Raw genomic sequence first — 17,664 nt, forward strand, 5'->3', positions numbered from 1 at the left:
CCGGCGGCCCGCCTCGGGCGGGCCGCCGGTCCACAAAAGGAAGTGAACATGAACATGGAAGAGACCACCGACCGCAAACAGGCATTCGTCCACAAGAACGGCGTGACCTACTTCAGCAAGCGGACCGAACGACGCGTCCTGTTCCTGATGACCATGGCCATGCTGGTCTGGGGCATCGTGGAATACGCCGGGATTCTGTTCTAGACACACCGACCTGCAACACATGGGGGGCAAACCATGGAAGCAACAAGCGAAAATACCGCACGGATGGGGATCCGGGAATATTTTGAAACCCTGATGGACGTCATGCGCTCGCCCGCGCGCTACTTCGAGCGGGTCGCGGCCGAGCCGGGCTCCCGGCGGGCGCTCATCTTCCTGATGATCTCGGGCCTGTTCTACTGCTCGGTGAGCATGGCCTACTTCTTCGAGAACTCCCTGGCCATGGGCATCGTCATGATGCTCAACGCCATCCTCATGCCCGCCTTCGGCGCGGTCATCACCTTCATCCTGATCGGGATGACCGGTCAGGAACGCGTGCCCTTCGGACGCATCTTCAACATCTACGCATACGCCAGCGGCGCGGTCATGGTCATCTCCTGGATACCGGGCCTGGCCATCGTCATGGAGCCGGTGCGGGCCGTGCTCATCGGCGTGGGCCTGCACAAGGCGGCCGGGGTGGGCAAGGTCCGGGCGGCCCTGCTCATCATCCTGACCGCCGTGGTCCTGCTCCTCTTCTTCTGGAGCGCCGCGCCCATGATCGTCGAACTGAAGCAATTGTTCCACTAGGAGTCACCCCGCGCTGCGGGCAGCGCGCGAGATGCATTCCTTACCCTCCCCATCCGGCCGGGGGCATGCCCCCGCCCCCGGCTCCGGACGGGAGGACGCACACGGGAGGACCGCCATGCAAAAGATTCGTCTGCTCCTGGTCGATGACGAAACCGATTTCCTGAACGCCTACGCCCGCCGCTTCGCGCGCCGGAACGTGGAGACCACCCTGGCCGCCAGCGGCCAGGAGGCCATCGACCTCGTCCGCGACGACGAGTTCGACGTGGTCGTCATGGACGTGATGATGCCGGGCATGAGCGGGCTCGAGACCCTGCGGCGGCTCAAAGCCATCAAGCCGGACCTGCCGGTCATCATCCTGACCGGCCACGCCGATTCCCGGGTGCTCATCGAGGGTATGGACATGGGGGCCTTCGACTTCCTGCTCAAGCCCGTGGGCACCGACGAGCTCTATTTCAAGGTGCTGGACGCCGTCCGCACCCGCCGTCGCGGCCAACCGTAGACCCGGAGGTTCGCCATGAAGACCGCGCTCAAGACCCTGTTCCACTTCATCCACGGCAATCCCGAGGGAAAGCGTGAAGCGGTTGAAAAGTTCCTCAACAAGTCCGAAGACTTCCGACTTCTGCTCTCGGCCAACGGCAAGGCCCTGGAGCTCATGGCCGAGATGACGGACGCGGCCCGGTCGGGCCAGCCGTCCGGGATCACCCGGGTGCGGGCGTTCAGCGTCATGGTCGCCTCCAGCGTCCGCCAGATGATCGAACGCCTCTGCCGCATGGCCCCCGGCCGGTACGATGGCCTGCGCGAGGCCTTCAACGAGATCGTCCGGGACATGGACCAGGCCTTTTCCGGCCCGGCCAAGGGCCCGCTCGGTCCCCCGGTCATCCGCATGCGCGACGTGCGCGCCATCGACCTGCCCGAGACCGGCTCCAAGGTAGCCATGCTCGGCGAGATCCGGGCCGAACTCGGCGCGGTGGTGCCGCGCGGCTTCGCCATCACGGCCTCGGCCTTCCGCCTATTCATGCAGTCCACGGGGTTGGACGACGAGATCAACCGGCTCATCCAGATTCATGACGGGACCACCCTGGAGGAGCTGAGCGATCTGGCCGCGGGCATCCGCCAGGCCATCGACATGGCCCCCATGCCCCGCGAACTGGAAGAGGCCGTGCGCGAACAGTGCGCCCGCCTGGGCGACATCCGCTTCGCCGTGCGCTCGAGCGCGCTGGGCGAGGACTCGGAACAAACCGGGTTCGCCGGACAGTTCATCTCCAAGCTCGGCATCAAGCCCGCCCAGGTGACCGACGCCTACCGCGCGGTCATCTCGAGCATGTATTCGGCCACGGCCATCACCTACGTGCGCAACCGGGGGTTGCGCGAGGACGAAATGGTCATGGCCGCCGGATGCATGGAGATGATCAACGCCGTGGCCGGCGGGGTGGTCTACACCCGGCCCCCGGTGGGCGGCGACGCGGACACGCTGATCATCAACGCCGTGCCCGGCCTGCCCTGCGCCGTGGTGGACGGCAGCTCCCTGGCCGACTCCTGGACCGTGGACCGAGGGACCGGCAGGATCGTGAGCCGCGACATCGCCGAAAAGGAAATCCGCTTCGTGCTGACCTCGGGCGGACAGGTGCGCAAGGAAAAGCTCTACGGCGGCCGCGAACTGGAACCGGCCATCTCGGACCACGACGCCGAGCGGCTGGCCGCCCTGGCCCTGCGCATCGAGGAGCACTTCGGCCACCCCCAGGACATCGAGTGGGCCCGCGACCGCGACGGGCTGATCGTCATTTTGCAGTGCCGTCCCCTGACCATCTGCGAGGAGACGGCCGAGCTTCCGGCCGAGGACGAGGAGAGCCGGGGGCTGGCCATCCTGTCCGGCTGCATCCCGGCCAGCCCGGGCGCTGCCGCGGGCTACGTGGTCAAGGTCGAGACGGACGAGGACATGTTCCGCTTCCCGGACGGCGCGGTCCTGCTGGCCCGCAACGCCCGGCCGCAGCTGTCCGCCCTGCTGCCGCGCGCCGCCGCCCTGGTGGCCGAGTTCGGCAGCTCCGTGGGCCACCTGGCCAACGTGGCCAGGGAATACGCCGTGCCCGCGCTCATCGGCGCGCCCGGCGCGGTGGAGCGGCTGTCCGGCGTTGGCGTGATCACGGTCAACGGGACCAACGGGACCATCTACCTGGGACGGCGCAAGCGGATGATCGAGCGGGAGGCCCGCCCGGCGGCCAAGATGCGCACCACGGACGTGGGGCTGGCCCTGGAACGGGTCCTCAAGTTCATCACCCCGCTCAACCTGACCGACCCCGAGTCCCCGGACTTCCGGCCCGAGGGGTGCCGGTCCATGCACGACATAACGAGGTTCTGCCACGAAAAGGCGGTCCACGAGATGTTCACCCCGGGCGAGCGACCCGTGACGGGCGCGCGCAGGCTGGCCGGACAGCAGGCCATGCAGTACTGGCTGGTGGACATCGGCGGAGGCACCGCGGGCGCCGACGGGAACGGGTCCCGCCGGAACATCACCATCGAGGACGTCCGGTCCAGCCCCATGCGCGCCCTGTGGTACGGCATGATGGCCGTGCCCTGGGAGGGCCCGCCGCCCCCGCGCATGGACGGGTTCATGTCGGTCATGACCAACGCGGCCCAGAACCCGGCCCTGGTGGCCGGGGCGCGCAACGACATGGGCGAGCGCAACTACTTCATCGTGGGCGGCCACTACTGCAACCTGCAATCCCGGTTCGGCTTCCACTTCTGCACCATCGAGGGATTCGCGGGCGACGACCCCAACGTCAACTACGCCCTGTTCCAGTTCAAGGGAGGCGGGGCGAGCATGGACCGCCGCCACCTGCGCGCGCGCCTGGTGTCCGAGGTCCTGGAAAAGCGCGGCTTCATCGCCGAAATCCGCGAGGACTCCCTGTTCGCGCGGCTGGAGGGCGTGGGCCGCCCGGTGGTGGAGCAGGCCATGGCCATGCTCGGCTACCTGCTCATGCACACCCGGCAGATCGACATGTCCATGGCCGACCCGGCCATGGTCGTCCGCTACCGCGACAAGTTCGAGGCGGACATCGAGGAACTGCTGGAAGGATTGCCCGGCGAGCTGCGGGAAGCGGGGTGCGCGGCATGAGTTCCTCCACCTACTCCCGACTCAAGTGGTACCTGGTGCTGATCATCATGGGGTTCTCCCTGGTCCCGCTCTTCGCCCTGGGCTACTTCATCCACAACGAATTCCGGCAGACCTACGAGGAGAAGCTGACCGACAACCTGCGGCTGATGGTCGCCAACCGCCGCGACGCCATCTCCATGTTCCTCAACGAGCGGGTGGTCCAGCTCCAGATGCTGGCCGACATCCACACCTTCGGCGAGATGTCGGACCAGGCCTACCTGAACAAGGTCTTCGACGCCATCCACGGCACGTCCAGCTCCTTCTTCGACATCGGGGTCATCGGCCAGAACGGCGGCCACGAGGCCTACTGCGGGCCCTTCGACCTGATGCAGGTCAACTACAAGGACGAACCGTGGTTCCATCAGGTCATGCTCAAGGGGCTGTATATCAGCGACGTGTTCATGGGCTTCCGCAACTTCCCGCACTTCATCATCGCGGTGAAGCGGCAGGAGGCGGGCCGGACCTGGATTCTGCGGGCGACCATCGACTCCGAGGTGTTCACCTCGCTGGTGCGCAACGTGCGCACAGGCAAGCAGGGCGACGCCTACATCGTCAACGACAAGGACGTGCTCCAGACCCCGTCGCGCTTCGGCGGCAAGGCCCTGACCAGGGTCGTCCTGCCCGTGCACCCGCAGGGCGAGGGTGTGGAGATACAGTCCTGGCGGCGGGACGGCGTTCCGATCATCGCCGGGATCACTCCCCTGCCCAACACCAACTGGCGGCTGGTCATCATGGAGAACCCCGAGGAGGAGCTCTCCCCGCTGATTCGCACCCGCTCGCTGATCTACGCCCTGTTCGCCGGCTGCGGCCTGATGATCTTCGTCGGGGCCTACGTGACCGTGTCCTCGGCCGTGTCCCGGCTGCGGGCCTCGGACCGCCAACGCGCGGCCATGGACGCGGCGGTCATACAGTCGAGCAAGATGGCGTCCCTGGGCAAGCTGGCCGCGGGCGTGGCCCACGAGGTCAACAACCCCCTATCCATCATCCGCGAGAGCGCGGGCTGGATACGGGACATCATCAACGACGGCGAACTCGGCGAAGGCCCGGCCGTGGACGAACTCCAGGAGGCGGTCTCCGACATCGACCGCCACGTGGAGCGGGCCCGGACCGTGACCCACCGCATGCTCGGCTTCGCCCGGCGCATGGAGCCCCTCCAGGAGGACGTGGACCTGAACATGCTGGCCAACCAGACCGCCTCCTTCCTGGAGAACGAGACCCGGCACCGGAACATCGAGGTCGTCACCGAGCTGGACCCGGATCTGCCGCTGATCACCACCGACGCCAACCAGATACAGCAGGTCATCCTGAACCTGCTCGAAAACGCCATCGACGCCATCGACCGCGACGGCCAGATCACGGTGATCACCCGGACGGACGACATGGGCGTGGTCCTGAACATCGCCGACAGCGGGCCGGGCATCCCAAAGGAATACCTGGCAAAGGTGTTCGACCCGTTCTTCACCACCAAGCCCACCGGCGAAGGGACCGGTCTGGGGCTGTCCATCGTCTACAGCACCTTGAGCAAGCTGGGCGGGACCATCAAGGTCAACAGCGAATCCGGACAGGGCACGACCTTCACCATCCACCTGCCCCTCACCGGTCCGCGATTCACGAGCGCCAAGGAGGAAGCATGACCCAGATACGCGTACTTGTGGTTGACGACGAACCCGATTTCCTGAAGCTCATCCAGCGGCGGCTGACCAAACGGAACGTGCACGTGGACACCGTGACCAACGGCGAGGCCGCCCTGGCCTTCCTCCGGGAGAATCCGGTGGACGTGGTCATCCTCGACGTGCGCATGCCGGGGCTGTCCGGCATCGACACCCTGAAGGAGATCCGCAAGCGGTTCCGCGACACCGAGGTCATCATGCTGACCGGGCACGGCTCCCTGCAATCGGGCATCGAGGGCATCAGCCTCGGGGCCTACGACTACATCCTCAAGCCGTTCTCCATCGACAACCTGCTCGGGCGCATCCGCTCGGCCAACGAACACCTCAAGCTGCGCATCGAGAGGCGGGAACCGCAATGAGTCTGACCTACGCCCGACGGGTGATCATGCTCGGCCGTTCGGCCTACCCCGTGTCCTGCCTGGCCGTGGGCGCGGCCGCCTGGTTTCACGGGCGCACCGGGGACGGACTGGCCCTGGCCGCGGCCCTGGCCATCGTCTGCGGCATGTGGCTGCTGCTTTTCGCCTCGTCGCACTGGCTGGGCCAGGCAGAGGCCGAACGCGACGAGATGGGCGAACAGCTCATCCAGTCCCAGCGGGTCCTGGCCCTGGGCGAACTGTCCACGGGCATCGCCCACGAGATCAACAACCCCCTGAACATCATCCTTCAGGAGGCCGAGCTCATGCGCTACGACCTGGCCCTGGCCCCCACGGCCGAGACCATGGAGGAGGTCCGGTCCAGCCTGGACGTCATCTACGCCCAGGTCTCGCGCTGCTCGGACATCACCCACAAGCTCCTGGACCTGGCCCGCAACCGCAAGCCCGTGTCCCAACCCGCGGACATCAACCGGCTGGTGGAGGACATGCTCGAGCTGGTGGAGCGCGAGGCCGGCCCCCGGGAAATCCATCTCCACCGGCGGCTCAGCCAGGATCTGCCCACCGTCATCTCGGACCCGCCGCTGCTGCGCCAGGTCATCCTCAACCTGCTGATCAACGCGATCCAGGCCGTGGACAAGGACGGCGACATCTTCATCACCACCCATCGCGAGGGGAACATGGCCTACACCGAAATCCGGGACACCGGGCCGGGCATCTCCGAGGAGAACCGCAAGCGCATCTTCAACCCGTTTTTCACCACCAAGGCCCCCGGCCAGGGCACCGGGCTCGGCCTGTCGGTCAGTCTGCGAATCATCAACGAACTGGGCGGGGACATTCAGGTGGCCTCCGCTCCGGGCAAGGGCGCCACGTTCACCGTGCGCATTCCCATCAAACGATAAGAGGTGTATCATGACCAATAAGGCGAGAATCCTCGTTGTGGACGACGAGGACCGGTTCCGGCAGTCCCTGTGCCGTCTGCTGCGCGCGGAGGGCTATACCGTGGACGCGGCCGAAAACGGGCTCGACGCCCTGAACAAACTGGCCACGAACGAGTTCGACGTGGTCCTGCTGGACATGAAGATGCCCGGCATGTCGGGCTCGGAGACCTTCAACGAAATACAGCTCCAGGGTTTCGACGTGGAGACCGTCTGCCTGACCGGACACACCTCCATCAGCGACGCCATGAAGCTGCTGCACAACGGGGTCTTCGACTACCTGCTCAAGCCCGCGTCCATGCCGGAGATTATCGAGACCGTGCAGCGGGCCCTGGAGCGCAAGCTGCTGCGCCACGGGGAGATCGGCGTGTCGGAACTGATAGACGGGTCCGGAGGGCGCTAGGCCGCCGGACCCGGCGCAAGGCCCGGGAGGGTTTCATGGACGATTTCGCATACGAGAACCTCGGCATCTGCTACTGGAACGGATCGCTCGGCCCGTTCAACGTGGGCGTGGTGGGCACCGGCTCCATGCTCCGGGTCCTGCTCGACATCATCTACAACGAGGCCTTCCGCGAATTTCTGCCCGAGATGTGCCTGGCGGCCATCAGCGACACCGGCCCCGGCGAAACCCTGCCCGAGGACTGCGAGACCTGTCCCATCTATCCGACCTACCGGGAGATGCTCGACGCCCACCCCGAGATCAACCTGGTGGTGGAGATCACCGGCGACCGGGGCGTGGCGGCCCGGCTGCGGCACGAGCTGCCCGCTTCCGTCTCGCTCATCGACCACCGGGAACTGGTCTTCCTGTGCGGGCTGCACGACATGGCCGTGGTCAAGGGCCACTACATGACCAGCCTGGACCACCAGCGCACCCTGATCCAGTCCATCATCGACGAGATCCGCGAGGACATCTTTCTCCTGGACAAGAGCGGCGACATCCAGGACCTGAACCGCACGGTCTGGCAGCGGGCGGGCGTACCGCGCAAGGAGCTGCTCGGCAAGCCGTGCTGGGAGGCCGCCCGGCTGCGCGACGGCTCCCCCTTCTGCAACCAACTGGACCCGGTCTGCCCCTTCCACAAGACGTTGCTCAGCGGCCGCAAGGAAGAGGCCATGGTCACCCGGGTCAACGGCAGCGGCCTGCTCCAGTATTACCGGCTCTATGCCTACCCGATCTTCGACATGCGCGGGCAAATGTCCCACATCATGGTCATGCACCGCGACATCACCGAGCGGACCCAGCGCGAGAAGTACCAGCAACAGCAGGACAAGTTCGCCATCATCGGCGAGATATCCACCTACCTGGCCCACGAGATCCGTAACCCGCTGTACGCGGTGGGCGGGTTCGCCAACGCCCTGCTGCGCTCGCCCAAGCTGGACGAACAGGAGCGCGAAAAGGTCCAGATCATCGTGGAGGAGACCCTCCGTCTGGACAAGCTTTTGACCAACATGCTCAATTTCGTGCGCCCCGCGCCCGGTCCCGGCGCGGCCGTGGACCTGGTGGCAGTGTGCCGCGACGTGGCCGAGCTCATGGACGTGGGTTACGGACGCCAGGGCTACAACATCTTGGTCCGGCCCGAGGCGAACCTGCCCGCGGTCCAGGGGGACGCCGACGCCCTCAAGCAGTGCCTGGTGAACATCATCAAGAACTCCATCGAGGCCATGCCCGGCGGCGGCCAGATCGTCGTGGACCTGACCATGGGCAAGAGCGACGTGGTCGTGCGCATCATCGACACGGGCACGGGCATGAGCGAGACCGAGCTGGACCGCGCCTTCAACCCCTTCTACTCCACCAAGGCCGACGGCAACGGCCTGGGACTGCCCCTGATCAAGAAGATCATCGAGGAGTCCGGGGGCAGCGTGACCCTGGCCAGCCGCCCCGGCAAGGGCACCACCGTGACCCTGCACCTGCAACCGGCCATGGACGTGGACCACCCGCCCGTGAAGGCCGATAACGATACCTAGACCCCTCCCCCACCCCAAGCAGCGAACCCCCGCGCCACACGGCACGGGGGTTCCGGCGTTTCAGGGCCCGGCGCGGCGGCGGTTCGAGGTCTCCGCAGCCGGGAATTGGGAGCATGGTCGATGCGTGCCGCCGGGCGCTCCGGGAGCGCCGGACCCTTCGCTCGGCCCGGGCGCACGCCGAGCCTGCCCCGACACGACACCGGACATGCCGTCAGCGGCCGTCCGGCACGATGCGAACCGGCGGGCCGGGACCTTCCACGCCAGGCCCGCTGGAAAAGCTAAGGCCCCGCGCACAGGAAGTGCACGGGGCCAGCCCTGCGGGGCTTGCGGATGCCCCTGACGGGAAGAGGAGTGCCCGGACTTACTCCGGGGACTTGGGAGAAGGTGTGGTGTGTTGGGGGGAGGGGAAAGCGGGGCCCATGTGCTCCGGACCGCCCTGGGCCAACTCGCGCCGGACCTCGTCGAGGTCGATGATGCGCGGAGCCACCAGAGTGAAACCCGAGGCGTCGCACCAGTCGTGGCTGGTGGCGAACTCGTTGCCGTAGCGGATTTCGTCCAGAATGTAGTAGCCCTCTTCGCCCATGATGCGGTCCCACTGGTGAACCATGAACTCGAACTTGGAGGGGTCGTACTCGGAGACATTGCTCCACTTCCAGGAAAACTTGCAAATTTCGTTGTCGAAGCCGAGCACGCAGAGATACTTTGCCCGGCTGTCCAGGAACATGCGTCGGCGAATCTGTAGGGGGTGGGCGATGATGTTGCCGTAATCGAACTCCACCGGCTTGCCATCCACCGTTACCTGGATATTGCACATGTCGTCGATGCGCATGCCCCAGGTGGCGGTGTTGCCCTTGCGCCACCATTCCAAGGCCTTCATGGAATAGACGTCGGGGCCGTACTTCTCGATGGTGCGGGCCGTCTTCTCGGAAACCGGATGCAGGGCAAGGTCACAAGAATGACCGTGTGCGCTAAAAATTATTTCCATTATCCATACTCCTTTTGGCTGGTCGCGTTTTCTGTTTCTCCACTTTGCATAGGGCATGCCGGAGGGGGCCAAATCAAAATATTTTTTTCACTTGATTGATATTATTAGATAATTATACTTGCGTGATCTGTCGCAAATATCGTGTTGCCAGATATCCTTTTTGCTGGCGCGATATTGCCAAACCATTGCCATGGGCCTTGCGCATCCGAAACGGCGTATTCACGTCCGAAGCGCGGAAGGAAAGGGATGCCTGGGGGTGAGAGGGGGAACAGGCGGGAAAGGAGCCGTAAGGCTCAGAGGGGCGAAAGAAAAACCACAGGGAGTGGAAACGTGCAGACCGGGGGGGTGAGGGAAGGGAATAGGGAAGTAAATGGGAATGTGCAGGCCGAAAAGAAATGGACGGAGACAAGAACGGCAAGGGCAAAATGCCGACAAATGGGCGCGGGGCGGAACCATGGATGGGAATCGACGGAAGCGCCCACCGCTGCGTGGGAGCGCTTGAAAGGCTGGGCGGGCGCTGGTAGCCTGTCCCCATGGACAGCGAAATACTCAAGCAGTACGCCGTGAGCGCGGGCGCCACCGTGGCCCGCATCGCGGACCTGGCGAGGCTGCGGGGGATCGAGACCATGCCCCCGGACCTCCTGGACGGATTCCGCTACGCGGTGTCCCTGGCCGTGGCCCTGAGCGATCCGATCATCGAGACCATCACGGACCGGCCCACGCCCATCTACGCCGCGCACTATCAGCGGGTGAACGCGCTCCTGGACGAGGCGGCCCTGCGGGTTTCCCGCTATGTCGAGGAGCTCGGCGGCCGGGCCATGCCCCTGCCCGCCAGCCAGGTGCTGGACGTGCGCAACAACATGTCCTTCCTGTCGCACAAGGCCGTGGCCGTGGCCGCGGGCATCGGCTGGCAGGGCAAGAGCCTGCTCACGGTCAGCCCGCAATACGGCCCGCGCATCCGCCTGGTCTCCATACTGGTGGACGCGGACCTGACCCCGGACGAACCGCTCAAGAACCGCTGCGGGAGCTGCACCCGGTGCACGGACGCCTGCCCGGCCGGGGCCATCCGGAACGTGAACACGGAGTCCCACTACGCGTCACGGGAGGAGGCCCTGCACTTCGAGCGCTGCGTGCACCACGTGCGCGAGGTCTGCGCCAAGATGGAGAACATCGGCACGTCCATCTGCGGCGTGTGCATCAAGGTCTGCCCCTGGGGCGCGAAGAAACGGGCTCCGGCGGCCTGACGAACCGCCCGAACGAAAGACGCTCCGGATCAGTGGGCATCGCCCAGCAGGGCGACGCAGAGCTGGTCCACGCAGGAGGTGTTCTTCCTGCCGCAGGTGATGCCCTTGAGCTTGTCGATCACTTCCTCGACGGGCATGCCCTCCAGCAGGGCGGCAATGGCCTTGAGGTTGCCGTCGCACCCGCCGGTGAATTGCAGGCGGGTCAGGCAGCCGTCCTCGACCTTGTAGCGGATCAGCTTGGAACAGACGTTTTCGGGTTTGAAGACTTCACGGTCGTCAGCCTGGGCGGCGGCCATGCCGAAAGAAGAGAGCGGGGTGAGTTCGGAGAGATTGGCTTTCATGACGGAAGATGCATGGGGTTGAGGTTGCGTTGACGGTTTTCGAGGCCGATTCCCGGTCCGGCGGATCTGCTGGCCAACCGTTTGCCGCCCTGCGGCGGTTGACGGTCCGGGACGAGGCCACCGGGACCCGGCGCGCCCGGCGTGCCGACGGAGGAGGCAACATACCCCCCGGAGGCATCCTGCGCAAGGACAAATCGCTCCCTTTTCCCACTCCCCGCCCCTTTGTATGCCACATAATTGTCAACCACAGTATCAATCCGATAACGCCCCCCTTTCTTCTTGAGCGAAGGCGCGAAAAGTCGCCATATCAACGGGTTGAAACTTGGCCGCAGCCATTTGCCCCACCGCATGTTCTCAAAATGATACAAACGATGCCCCGCCAAAGGGTAACCCGACACGTCCCTTTCGGACCGTGGACGGACGGATCCGGGACCGGCTCCCGGCCCGGCCGAGGTCTGGTCGAACCGGGGCGAAAACGGCCGGAAGCAAGGCGGGTCAAGGGTTGCCGATTTTTGCAATAACGGCAAAACAGAATGATGCATGCCATAATTGAATGATCGTTTTTTACATTTTGAAGAACTTAGACATCTAACTCCGTCGCGCTGGTACGCATATTGCTCATGTTGTGCATATCAACAACGCACGTCTGCCATCCGAGCAGCGCCACACAAGGAGGACATATGCGCAGAAGGGAGTTCCTGAAATATTCGGCCATGGGCGCCATGGGCACCATGCTCGGCACGGTTCCGGGCCTGTCATGGGCCGCCGACAAAGCCGTGCACTGGCTGACCTGGGAAAACCTGGCCTACGACAAGTACGTGGCCGACTTCACCAAATCCACCGGCATTTCCATTGAAAAGGGGTTCATCGGCTCCGATGACGAGCAGTTTGCCAAGATTCGCGCGGGCGGCGGGGCCGACTGGGACCTGATCACCCCCGGACTGGACAAGGTCGAGCTCTACGTGGCCGCCGACCTGCTCCAGCCCCTGGACCTCTCCAAGATCCCCAACGCCGCCAAGCGGTACGCCCCGTTCATGAACACCCCGCTGGGCAAGAAGGACGGCCAGGTCTACGGCCTGCCCTTCTACTGGGGCATCAACCCCATCGTCTACCGCGCCGACCTCATGGACAAGGAGCCCGACTGGTCCACCCTGTTCGAGGGTGAGAAGTACAAGGGCCGCCTGGCCATGCGCGACTACGCCCTGGAGGCCATCGCCATCGCCGCCATGTACGTGGGCATCCCCCGCGAGCGCATCTTCAAGATGGACGACAAGGAGCTGGCCGAGTGCAAGAAGGCCTGCATCGCCCAGAAGAAGCTGCTGCGCACCTACTGGAACTCCATCGCCGACCTGACCAACCTGTTCGCCACCGGCGAGGTGGTCTGCGCCTTCTCCTGGGTCCCGCCCTACTACGACCTGCGCGCCAAGGGCATCAACATGGGCATGGCCAAGCCCAAGGAAGGGGTCATCGGCTGGTGCGACACCTGCGCCATCCCCAAGGACGCCTCCCCCGAGGGAGCCGCCGCGGCCCACGAACTGATCAACTACGTCATCGGACCCGACTACGGCTACAAGCTCGCCCTGGACGGCCCCTACGCCATCTCCACCTCCACGGCCCGCGACAGGCTGACCCCCGAGGAGCAGGAGCGCATCTTCATCAAGGACATCGGCGTCATGGACAGCTTCGTCTGGAAGGAGAACCCGGCCGACTACGGCAAGTGGGTGCGCATCTGGAACGAAGTCAAGGCCAGCTAGTACATGAACCGCCATTGCACAACGACCCCGGCCTCCAGCGTCCTGCTGGAGGCCCGGGGCCTGACCAAGAACTACGGGTCGTTCCGCGCCGTGCACGGCGTGGACTTCGACATCCCGGACAATTGTTTCGTGACCATCCTGGGCCCGTCCGGCTGCGGCAAGACCACCATCCTGCGCATGATCGGCGGGTTCGAGTCCGTGACCGACGGCTCCCTGGTGCTCCAGGGCCAGCCCCTCATGGGCGTCATGCCCTACGAGCGCCCGATCAACACGGTTTTCCAAAACTACGCCCTGTTCCCGCACCTCAAGGTGGCCGACAACGTGGCCTTCGGCCTGAACCTGCGCAAGCTCCCCAGGGACGAGGTCAGGCGCCGCGTGGACAAGGCCCTGGAGACCGTCAAGATGGAGTCCCTGGCTGGGCGCTATCCGTCCCAGCTCTCGGGCGGCCAGCAGCAGCGCGTGGCCCTGGCCCGCGCCTTCGTCAACGAGCCCAAGCTGCTCCTGCTCGACGAGCCCCTGGGCGCCCTGGACCTCAAAATGCGCCGCCACATGCAGGTGGAGCTCAAGGACCTCCAGCAGCGCCTGGCCATGAGCTTCCTCTACGTCACCCACGACCAGGAGGAGGCCTTCGCCCTCAGTGACGTGATCATCGTCATGAACGGCGGGCGCATCGAGCAGGCGGCCTGCCCCGAGGAGATCTACCACGCCCCGGTCAACGCCTACGTGGCGGACTTCATCGGCGGCGCGAACCTGGTCCGGGGGAACGTGGCCTCGGTGGACGCGGCAGCGGGCACGGCGGTCATCGAGACCGTGCTCGGCAAGGTCGAAGCCGCGTGCAGCCCCAAGGTCGCCGTGAACGAGCCCGCCTGTCTGTGCATCCGGGCCGAGGACACCCAGCCCGTGGGCGCGCCCGAGACCCGGTCCATGGCCTTCAGGGCCACGGTCACCCACGTGGTCTTCCAGGGCAGCGTCAAGATGGTCGAGGTGGAGGTGGCGGGCCAGCGCATCGTGGCCCGGCTGTCCCACGACGTCCCGGCCGAGCCCGGCGACTCCCTGGACCTGGCCGTGCCCAGCCACCGGCTGCGCGTGGTCCACGGCACGCCCCCCGAAGGAGGCGGCGCGCTATGAGCCTGAAGCGCATCGACCGCGTCCGGCAACTGACCCTGCTGGCCCTGACCGGGCCCAACGTCCTGTTCCTGGCCTTCTTTTGCGTGGCCCCCCTGGCCGTGCTCTTCAGCTACAGCTTTTTCCAGGTGGATTTCGTGGCCATCGTGCGCGATCCCACCCTGGCCAACTACGGCCGTGTCCTCGAAAGCTCGACCTACCGAGGCCTTGTGGTCAAGGCCCTGGTCTACGGCATCGGCATCGCGGCCCTGTGCTCGGTCATCGCCTACCCCCTGGCCTTCTTCATCGCGAAAAAGGTCAAGGTCTACAAGGCCGCCCTGCTGACCCTGCTGCTCATCCCGCTGTACACCGGCGACCTGATCCGCATCTTCGCCTGGCGCGTGGTCCTCGGGGCCGAGGGCGTGCTCAACTCCCTGCTCATGTGGCTCGGGATCATCAAGGAGCCCATCTGGGTGCTCCTGTTCTCCCCCTTTTCCACGGTGGTGGTCCTGACCTACAACTACCTGCCCTTCATGGTCCTGCCCCTGTGGGCGGCCCTGGAGGCCATGGACAACTCCTATCTCGAAGCCGCCATGGACCTGGGCTGCCGCCACATGGCCACCTTCTTCAAGGTGGTCCTGCCCCTGACCGGCGCGGGACTCATCGCGGGCTTCATGATGGTCTTCGTCCTGGTGGTCGGCGACTACCTGACCCCGCAGCTCATCGGCGGGTCCTCGGGCGTGACCGTGACCAGCGCCATCCACGACATGTTCGGCGCGGCCTTCGACTGGCCCACCGGCTCGGCGCTGGCCTGGGTGCTCCTGACCGCCATGGCCGCCTTCATCACGGCCACGGTCTATCTCTTCTACAAGTCCCCCTGGGGACGCGGCATCAGGGGGGCGAAATAATGCGCCTCTCCGGATGGGCCGCCCTGCGCGGCTACACCTTCGTGGTCTACGGTTTCGTCTATCTGCCGATCATGCTCATGGGCCTCTTTTCCCTGAACTCCTCGGACATGATCGCCTTCCCCCTGACCGGCTTCACCCTGGACTGGTACAACCAGATCCTCCACGACGGCCGCATCTTCAAGGGACTCGTGACGACCATGGCCGTGGCCTTCCCGGTGACGATCATCACCACGGTGCTCGGCTCCATGGCCGCCCTGGTCCTGACCCGCCACAAGTTCAAGGGCAAGACCGCCTTCCTGGCCCTGCTCGTGCTGCCCTTCTTCGTGCCCAAGCTCATCTTCGCCATCGCCCAGGTGACCTTCCTCAACGACGTGGGCATCCCCAAGGGCCTCTACACCGTGTGGATCTCCCAGGCCATGATCATCCTGCCCTTCGTCACCGTGATCATCGCCTCGGTCCTGTTCCGCGTGGACAAGCGGCTGGAGGAGGCCGCCGGCGACCTCGGGGCCACTCCCTGGCAGACCTTCCGCCGGGTGACGCTCCCCCTGATGAAGAACGGCATCCTGGCCGGATCGTTCATCTCCTTCGTCCTGTCCAACGCCGAATACACCGTCTCCTACTTCACCAGCGGCCGGGCCCAGCCCCTGTCCGTACTGGTCGCCTCGGACTTCCGGTTCCACCTCTCCCCGAGCCTGAACGCCCTGGCCATGCTCATCGTCTTCTTCAACATCCTGGTCATCGTGATCAGCGAATGGTTCCGGCGGCGCTCCGTGCAGGCCTGACCGGACATCGAGGCAACACAATGAAAATACTCATCAAAAACGGCCTGGTCGTGAACGCCGACCGCTCGGAGCACGCGGACGTGCTCATCGACGGCCAAACCATCCGGGAAGTGGGCGCGGACCTGGCCGCGGGCCCGGACTTCCGCGTCATCGACGCCGGGGGCCTCATGGTCATCCCCGGCGGCATCGACCCGCACACCCACCTGGAGATGCCCACCCCGGTGACCCGCACCGCCGACGGCTACGACAACGGCGGCCGCGCGGCCCTGTCCGGCGGGACCACCACGGTCATCGACTTCGTCAACCCCAAGTACGGCCAGTCCTACCTCGAAGCCTACGACGTCTGGATGGAGCGGGCCGCCAAGGCCACCTGCAACTACTCCTTCCACGTCACGGTCTCCTGGTTCAACGACGAGGTCGCCCGGGAGATGCGCACCCTGGTGGAGGAACGCGGGGTCAACTCCTTCAAGCACTTCACCACCTACAAGGGCTCCCTCATGCTCGAGCCCGAGCAGATGCTCGCCAGCTTCGCCCTGGCCCGCGAGCTGGGCGCGCTCTGCACCGTGCACGCCGAAAACGACGAGATCATCACCTACATGCAGCGCAAGCTCCTGGAAAAGGGCATCACTCAGCCCAGGGGCCACGTCCTGTCCCGCCCGCCCATCGCCGAGGGCGAAGCCACCTACCGGGCCATCGCCCTGGCCAGAATCGCGGGCGCGCCCATCTACATCGTGCACATGAGCTGCGAGGACGCCCTGCACGCGGTCGTCCGCGCCCAAGCCGCCGGGCAGGAGGTCTACGCCGAGTCCCTGTGCGGCCACCTGCTCCTGGACGAGTCCGTGTACTTCAACGATGACCCGGAAATCGCCGCCCGCTACGTCATGAGCCCGCCCTTCCGCTCCGCCGAACACCGCGAAGCGTTGTGGCAGGGGCTCGCCGACGGCCACATCCGGGTCATCGGCAGCGACAACTGCACCTTCACCCAGGCCCAGCGCAACCTGGGCCTCGACGACTTCACCAAGATTCCCAACGGCGCGCCCGGCCTCGAAGACCGCATGCGCATCGTCTTCAGCGAAGGCGTGGCCAAGGGCCGCCTCACCCCGGAACAGTTCGTCGCCGTGACCTCCACCAATGCCGCGAAAATCTTCAACATCCATCCGCGCAAGGGAGTCGTCGCGCCCGGCGCCGATGCCGACGTGGTCCTCTGGGACCCGAAAAAACAACACACCGTGTCGGTCAAGACCCACCGCCACGCCATCGACTACAGCATCTTCGAAGGCATGACCTTCACCGGCTCGCCGACCCTGACCATCCTCAACGGCGACGTGGTCTTCGAAAACGACCTCGTCACCAGCAACCCCGGCCAGGGCCGATTCATCCCCCGCCCCCCGCGCCAACGCATCCCCCCCTGCCACAGCTGACGCAGGCATGCCCGAAATGAAACGGCCGACGCGATCCTGGATCGCGTCGGCCGTTTCGTTTTGGAATGCCTCCGGCGGCCAGGGGGGAAACTTTTGGAAAAAGTTTCCCCCCTGGACCCCCCTTCCAAACTTTTTGTGTGCCTTCGGCAAGGGCGTGCGGCCGCGGCAAGCCCCCTGTCTTTTCCTTTTGGAGCGATTCCGACAGCGGCTCTTTTACCGCGTTCGCACTAGGCTTTCGAGAGTGGGT

General features: G+C 65.4%; 17 protein-coding genes. 15 read left to right on the plus strand and 2 right to left on the minus strand.

Annotated features, from left to right (window positions below; all coding sequences use genetic code 11):
* Positions 1-48 precede the first annotated feature (48 nt).
* The 9 genes from DND132_RS18455 to DND132_RS06785 all read left to right on the plus strand — a co-directional run bounded on the left by DND132_RS18455 (position 49) and on the right by DND132_RS06785 (position 8,878).
* Positions 49-204 carry a hypothetical protein gene (locus DND132_RS18455; RefSeq protein WP_014321966.1) on the plus strand — a complete coding sequence of 52 codons (156 nt, stop codon included), beginning with the start codon at positions 49-51 and terminating at the stop codon, positions 202-204.
* Between the two features lie 93 nt (positions 205-297).
* On the plus strand, positions 298-786 hold the full coding sequence (locus DND132_RS06750; protein ID WP_238528364.1) for a YIP1 family protein: 489 nt from the start codon (positions 298-300) through the stop codon (positions 784-786).
* A 115-nt stretch (positions 787-901) separates the two neighbouring features.
* On the plus strand, positions 902-1,285 hold the full coding sequence (locus DND132_RS06755) for a response regulator (RefSeq protein ID WP_014321968.1): 384 nt from the start codon (positions 902-904) through the stop codon (positions 1,283-1,285).
* A 15-nt stretch (positions 1,286-1,300) separates the two neighbouring features.
* Entirely contained in the window at positions 1,301-3,898 is a 2,598-nt protein-coding gene (locus tag DND132_RS06760; RefSeq protein ID WP_014321969.1) for a PEP/pyruvate-binding domain-containing protein, read from the plus strand.
* Complete coding sequence (locus DND132_RS06765; RefSeq protein ID WP_014321970.1) at positions 3,895-5,571, plus strand: sensor histidine kinase; 1,677 nt, start codon at positions 3,895-3,897, stop codon at positions 5,569-5,571. The genes DND132_RS06760 and DND132_RS06765 overlap by 4 nt, the downstream gene beginning before the upstream one ends.
* Entirely contained in the window at positions 5,568-5,966 is a 399-nt protein-coding gene (locus DND132_RS06770; protein ID WP_014321971.1) for a sigma-54-dependent transcriptional regulator, read from the plus strand. The genes DND132_RS06765 and DND132_RS06770 overlap by 4 nt, the downstream gene beginning before the upstream one ends.
* Positions 5,963-6,880 (plus strand): sensor histidine kinase, encoded by a 918-nt coding sequence (locus DND132_RS06775; protein ID WP_014321972.1) that lies wholly within the window; start codon positions 5,963-5,965, stop codon positions 6,878-6,880. The genes DND132_RS06770 and DND132_RS06775 overlap by 4 nt, the downstream gene beginning before the upstream one ends.
* Before the next feature lie 10 nt (positions 6,881-6,890).
* Complete coding sequence (locus DND132_RS06780; protein WP_014321973.1) at positions 6,891-7,319, plus strand: response regulator; 429 nt, start codon at positions 6,891-6,893, stop codon at positions 7,317-7,319.
* A gap of 35 nt (positions 7,320-7,354) precedes the next feature.
* The gene (locus tag DND132_RS06785) at positions 7,355-8,878 is read left to right on the plus strand and encodes an ATP-binding protein (RefSeq protein WP_014321974.1); all 1,524 of its coding nucleotides are present in this window, start codon (positions 7,355-7,357) and stop codon (positions 8,876-8,878) included.
* A gap of 361 nt (positions 8,879-9,239) precedes the next feature.
* Here the strand turns inward: DND132_RS06785 and DND132_RS06790 are convergent, their stop codons facing one another.
* Positions 9,240-9,863: a hypothetical protein gene (locus tag DND132_RS06790; RefSeq protein WP_014321975.1), complete on the minus strand. Its 624-nt coding sequence runs from the start codon at positions 9,861-9,863 to the stop codon at positions 9,240-9,242.
* 533 nt (positions 9,864-10,396) lie between these two features.
* Here DND132_RS06790 and DND132_RS06795 point away from each other — a divergent pair.
* Positions 10,397-11,107 (plus strand): 4Fe-4S double cluster binding domain-containing protein, encoded by a 711-nt coding sequence (locus tag DND132_RS06795; protein WP_014321976.1) that lies wholly within the window; start codon positions 10,397-10,399, stop codon positions 11,105-11,107.
* A 29-nt stretch (positions 11,108-11,136) separates the two neighbouring features.
* On the opposite strand, the gene DND132_RS06800 is transcribed toward DND132_RS06795, so the two are convergent.
* Positions 11,137-11,448 carry a TIGR03905 family TSCPD domain-containing protein gene (locus DND132_RS06800; protein ID WP_014321977.1) on the minus strand — a complete coding sequence of 104 codons (312 nt, stop codon included), beginning with the start codon at positions 11,446-11,448 and terminating at the stop codon, positions 11,137-11,139.
* A 680-nt stretch (positions 11,449-12,128) separates the two neighbouring features.
* On the opposite strand from DND132_RS06800, the gene DND132_RS06805 reads away from it, so the two are divergent.
* From DND132_RS06805 to hydA, 5 genes are read left to right on the plus strand one after another with little or no spacing between them, the layout of a single operon-like run.
* Complete coding sequence (locus tag DND132_RS06805) at positions 12,129-13,202, plus strand: ABC transporter substrate-binding protein (RefSeq protein ID WP_014321978.1); 1,074 nt, start codon at positions 12,129-12,131, stop codon at positions 13,200-13,202.
* Positions 13,203-13,205: 3 nt separating this feature from the next.
* Complete coding sequence (locus tag DND132_RS06810; protein WP_014321979.1) at positions 13,206-14,330, plus strand: ABC transporter ATP-binding protein; 1,125 nt, start codon at positions 13,206-13,208, stop codon at positions 14,328-14,330.
* Positions 14,327-15,214 carry an ABC transporter permease gene (locus DND132_RS06815; protein WP_014321980.1) on the plus strand — a complete coding sequence of 296 codons (888 nt, stop codon included), beginning with the start codon at positions 14,327-14,329 and terminating at the stop codon, positions 15,212-15,214. Before DND132_RS06810 ends, DND132_RS06815 begins: the two co-directional genes overlap by 4 nt.
* Positions 15,214-15,996, plus strand: a complete 783-nt coding sequence (locus DND132_RS06820; protein WP_014321981.1) for an ABC transporter permease — start codon at positions 15,214-15,216, stop codon at positions 15,994-15,996. The genes DND132_RS06815 and DND132_RS06820 overlap by 1 nt, the downstream gene beginning before the upstream one ends.
* A 20-nt stretch (positions 15,997-16,016) precedes the next feature.
* Positions 16,017-17,417, plus strand: a complete 1,401-nt coding sequence (hydA, locus tag DND132_RS06825; RefSeq protein WP_014321982.1) for a dihydropyrimidinase — start codon at positions 16,017-16,019, stop codon at positions 17,415-17,417.
* The last annotated feature ends 247 nt before the right edge of the window (positions 17,418-17,664 follow it).

Origin of the sequence: Pseudodesulfovibrio mercurii (genome assembly GCF_000189295.2) — a bacterium.
GTDB lineage: Bacteria > Desulfobacterota > Desulfovibrionia > Desulfovibrionales > Desulfovibrionaceae > Pseudodesulfovibrio > Pseudodesulfovibrio mercurii.

Coding starts and splice junctions, on each gene's coding strand:
- DND132_RS06760 (WP_014321969.1), top strand. CDS start 1,301: ATGAAGACCGCGCTCAAGACCCTGTTCCACTTCATCCACGGCAATCCC.
- DND132_RS06790 (WP_014321975.1), bottom strand. CDS start 9,863: ATGGAAATAATTTTTAGCGCACACGGTCATTCTTGTGACCTTGCCCTG.
- hydA (WP_014321982.1), top strand. CDS start 16,017: ATGAAAATACTCATCAAAAACGGCCTGGTCGTGAACGCCGACCGCTCG.
- DND132_RS06785 (WP_014321974.1), top strand. CDS start 7,355: ATGGACGATTTCGCATACGAGAACCTCGGCATCTGCTACTGGAACGGA.
- DND132_RS06810 (WP_014321979.1), top strand. CDS start 13,206: ATGAACCGCCATTGCACAACGACCCCGGCCTCCAGCGTCCTGCTGGAG.
- DND132_RS06795 (WP_014321976.1), top strand. CDS start 10,397: ATGGACAGCGAAATACTCAAGCAGTACGCCGTGAGCGCGGGCGCCACC.
- DND132_RS06750 (WP_238528364.1), top strand. CDS start 298: ATGGACGTCATGCGCTCGCCCGCGCGCTACTTCGAGCGGGTCGCGGCC.
- DND132_RS18455 (WP_014321966.1), top strand. CDS start 49: ATGAACATGGAAGAGACCACCGACCGCAAACAGGCATTCGTCCACAAG.
- DND132_RS06820 (WP_014321981.1), top strand. CDS start 15,214: ATGCGCCTCTCCGGATGGGCCGCCCTGCGCGGCTACACCTTCGTGGTC.
- DND132_RS06800 (WP_014321977.1), bottom strand. CDS start 11,448: ATGAAAGCCAATCTCTCCGAACTCACCCCGCTCTCTTCTTTCGGCATG.
- DND132_RS06755 (WP_014321968.1), top strand. CDS start 902: ATGCAAAAGATTCGTCTGCTCCTGGTCGATGACGAAACCGATTTCCTG.
- DND132_RS06815 (WP_014321980.1), top strand. CDS start 14,327: ATGAGCCTGAAGCGCATCGACCGCGTCCGGCAACTGACCCTGCTGGCC.
- DND132_RS06775 (WP_014321972.1), top strand. CDS start 5,963: ATGAGTCTGACCTACGCCCGACGGGTGATCATGCTCGGCCGTTCGGCC.
- DND132_RS06805 (WP_014321978.1), top strand. CDS start 12,129: ATGCGCAGAAGGGAGTTCCTGAAATATTCGGCCATGGGCGCCATGGGC.
- DND132_RS06770 (WP_014321971.1), top strand. CDS start 5,568: ATGACCCAGATACGCGTACTTGTGGTTGACGACGAACCCGATTTCCTG.
- DND132_RS06780 (WP_014321973.1), top strand. CDS start 6,891: ATGACCAATAAGGCGAGAATCCTCGTTGTGGACGACGAGGACCGGTTC.
- DND132_RS06765 (WP_014321970.1), top strand. CDS start 3,895: ATGAGTTCCTCCACCTACTCCCGACTCAAGTGGTACCTGGTGCTGATC.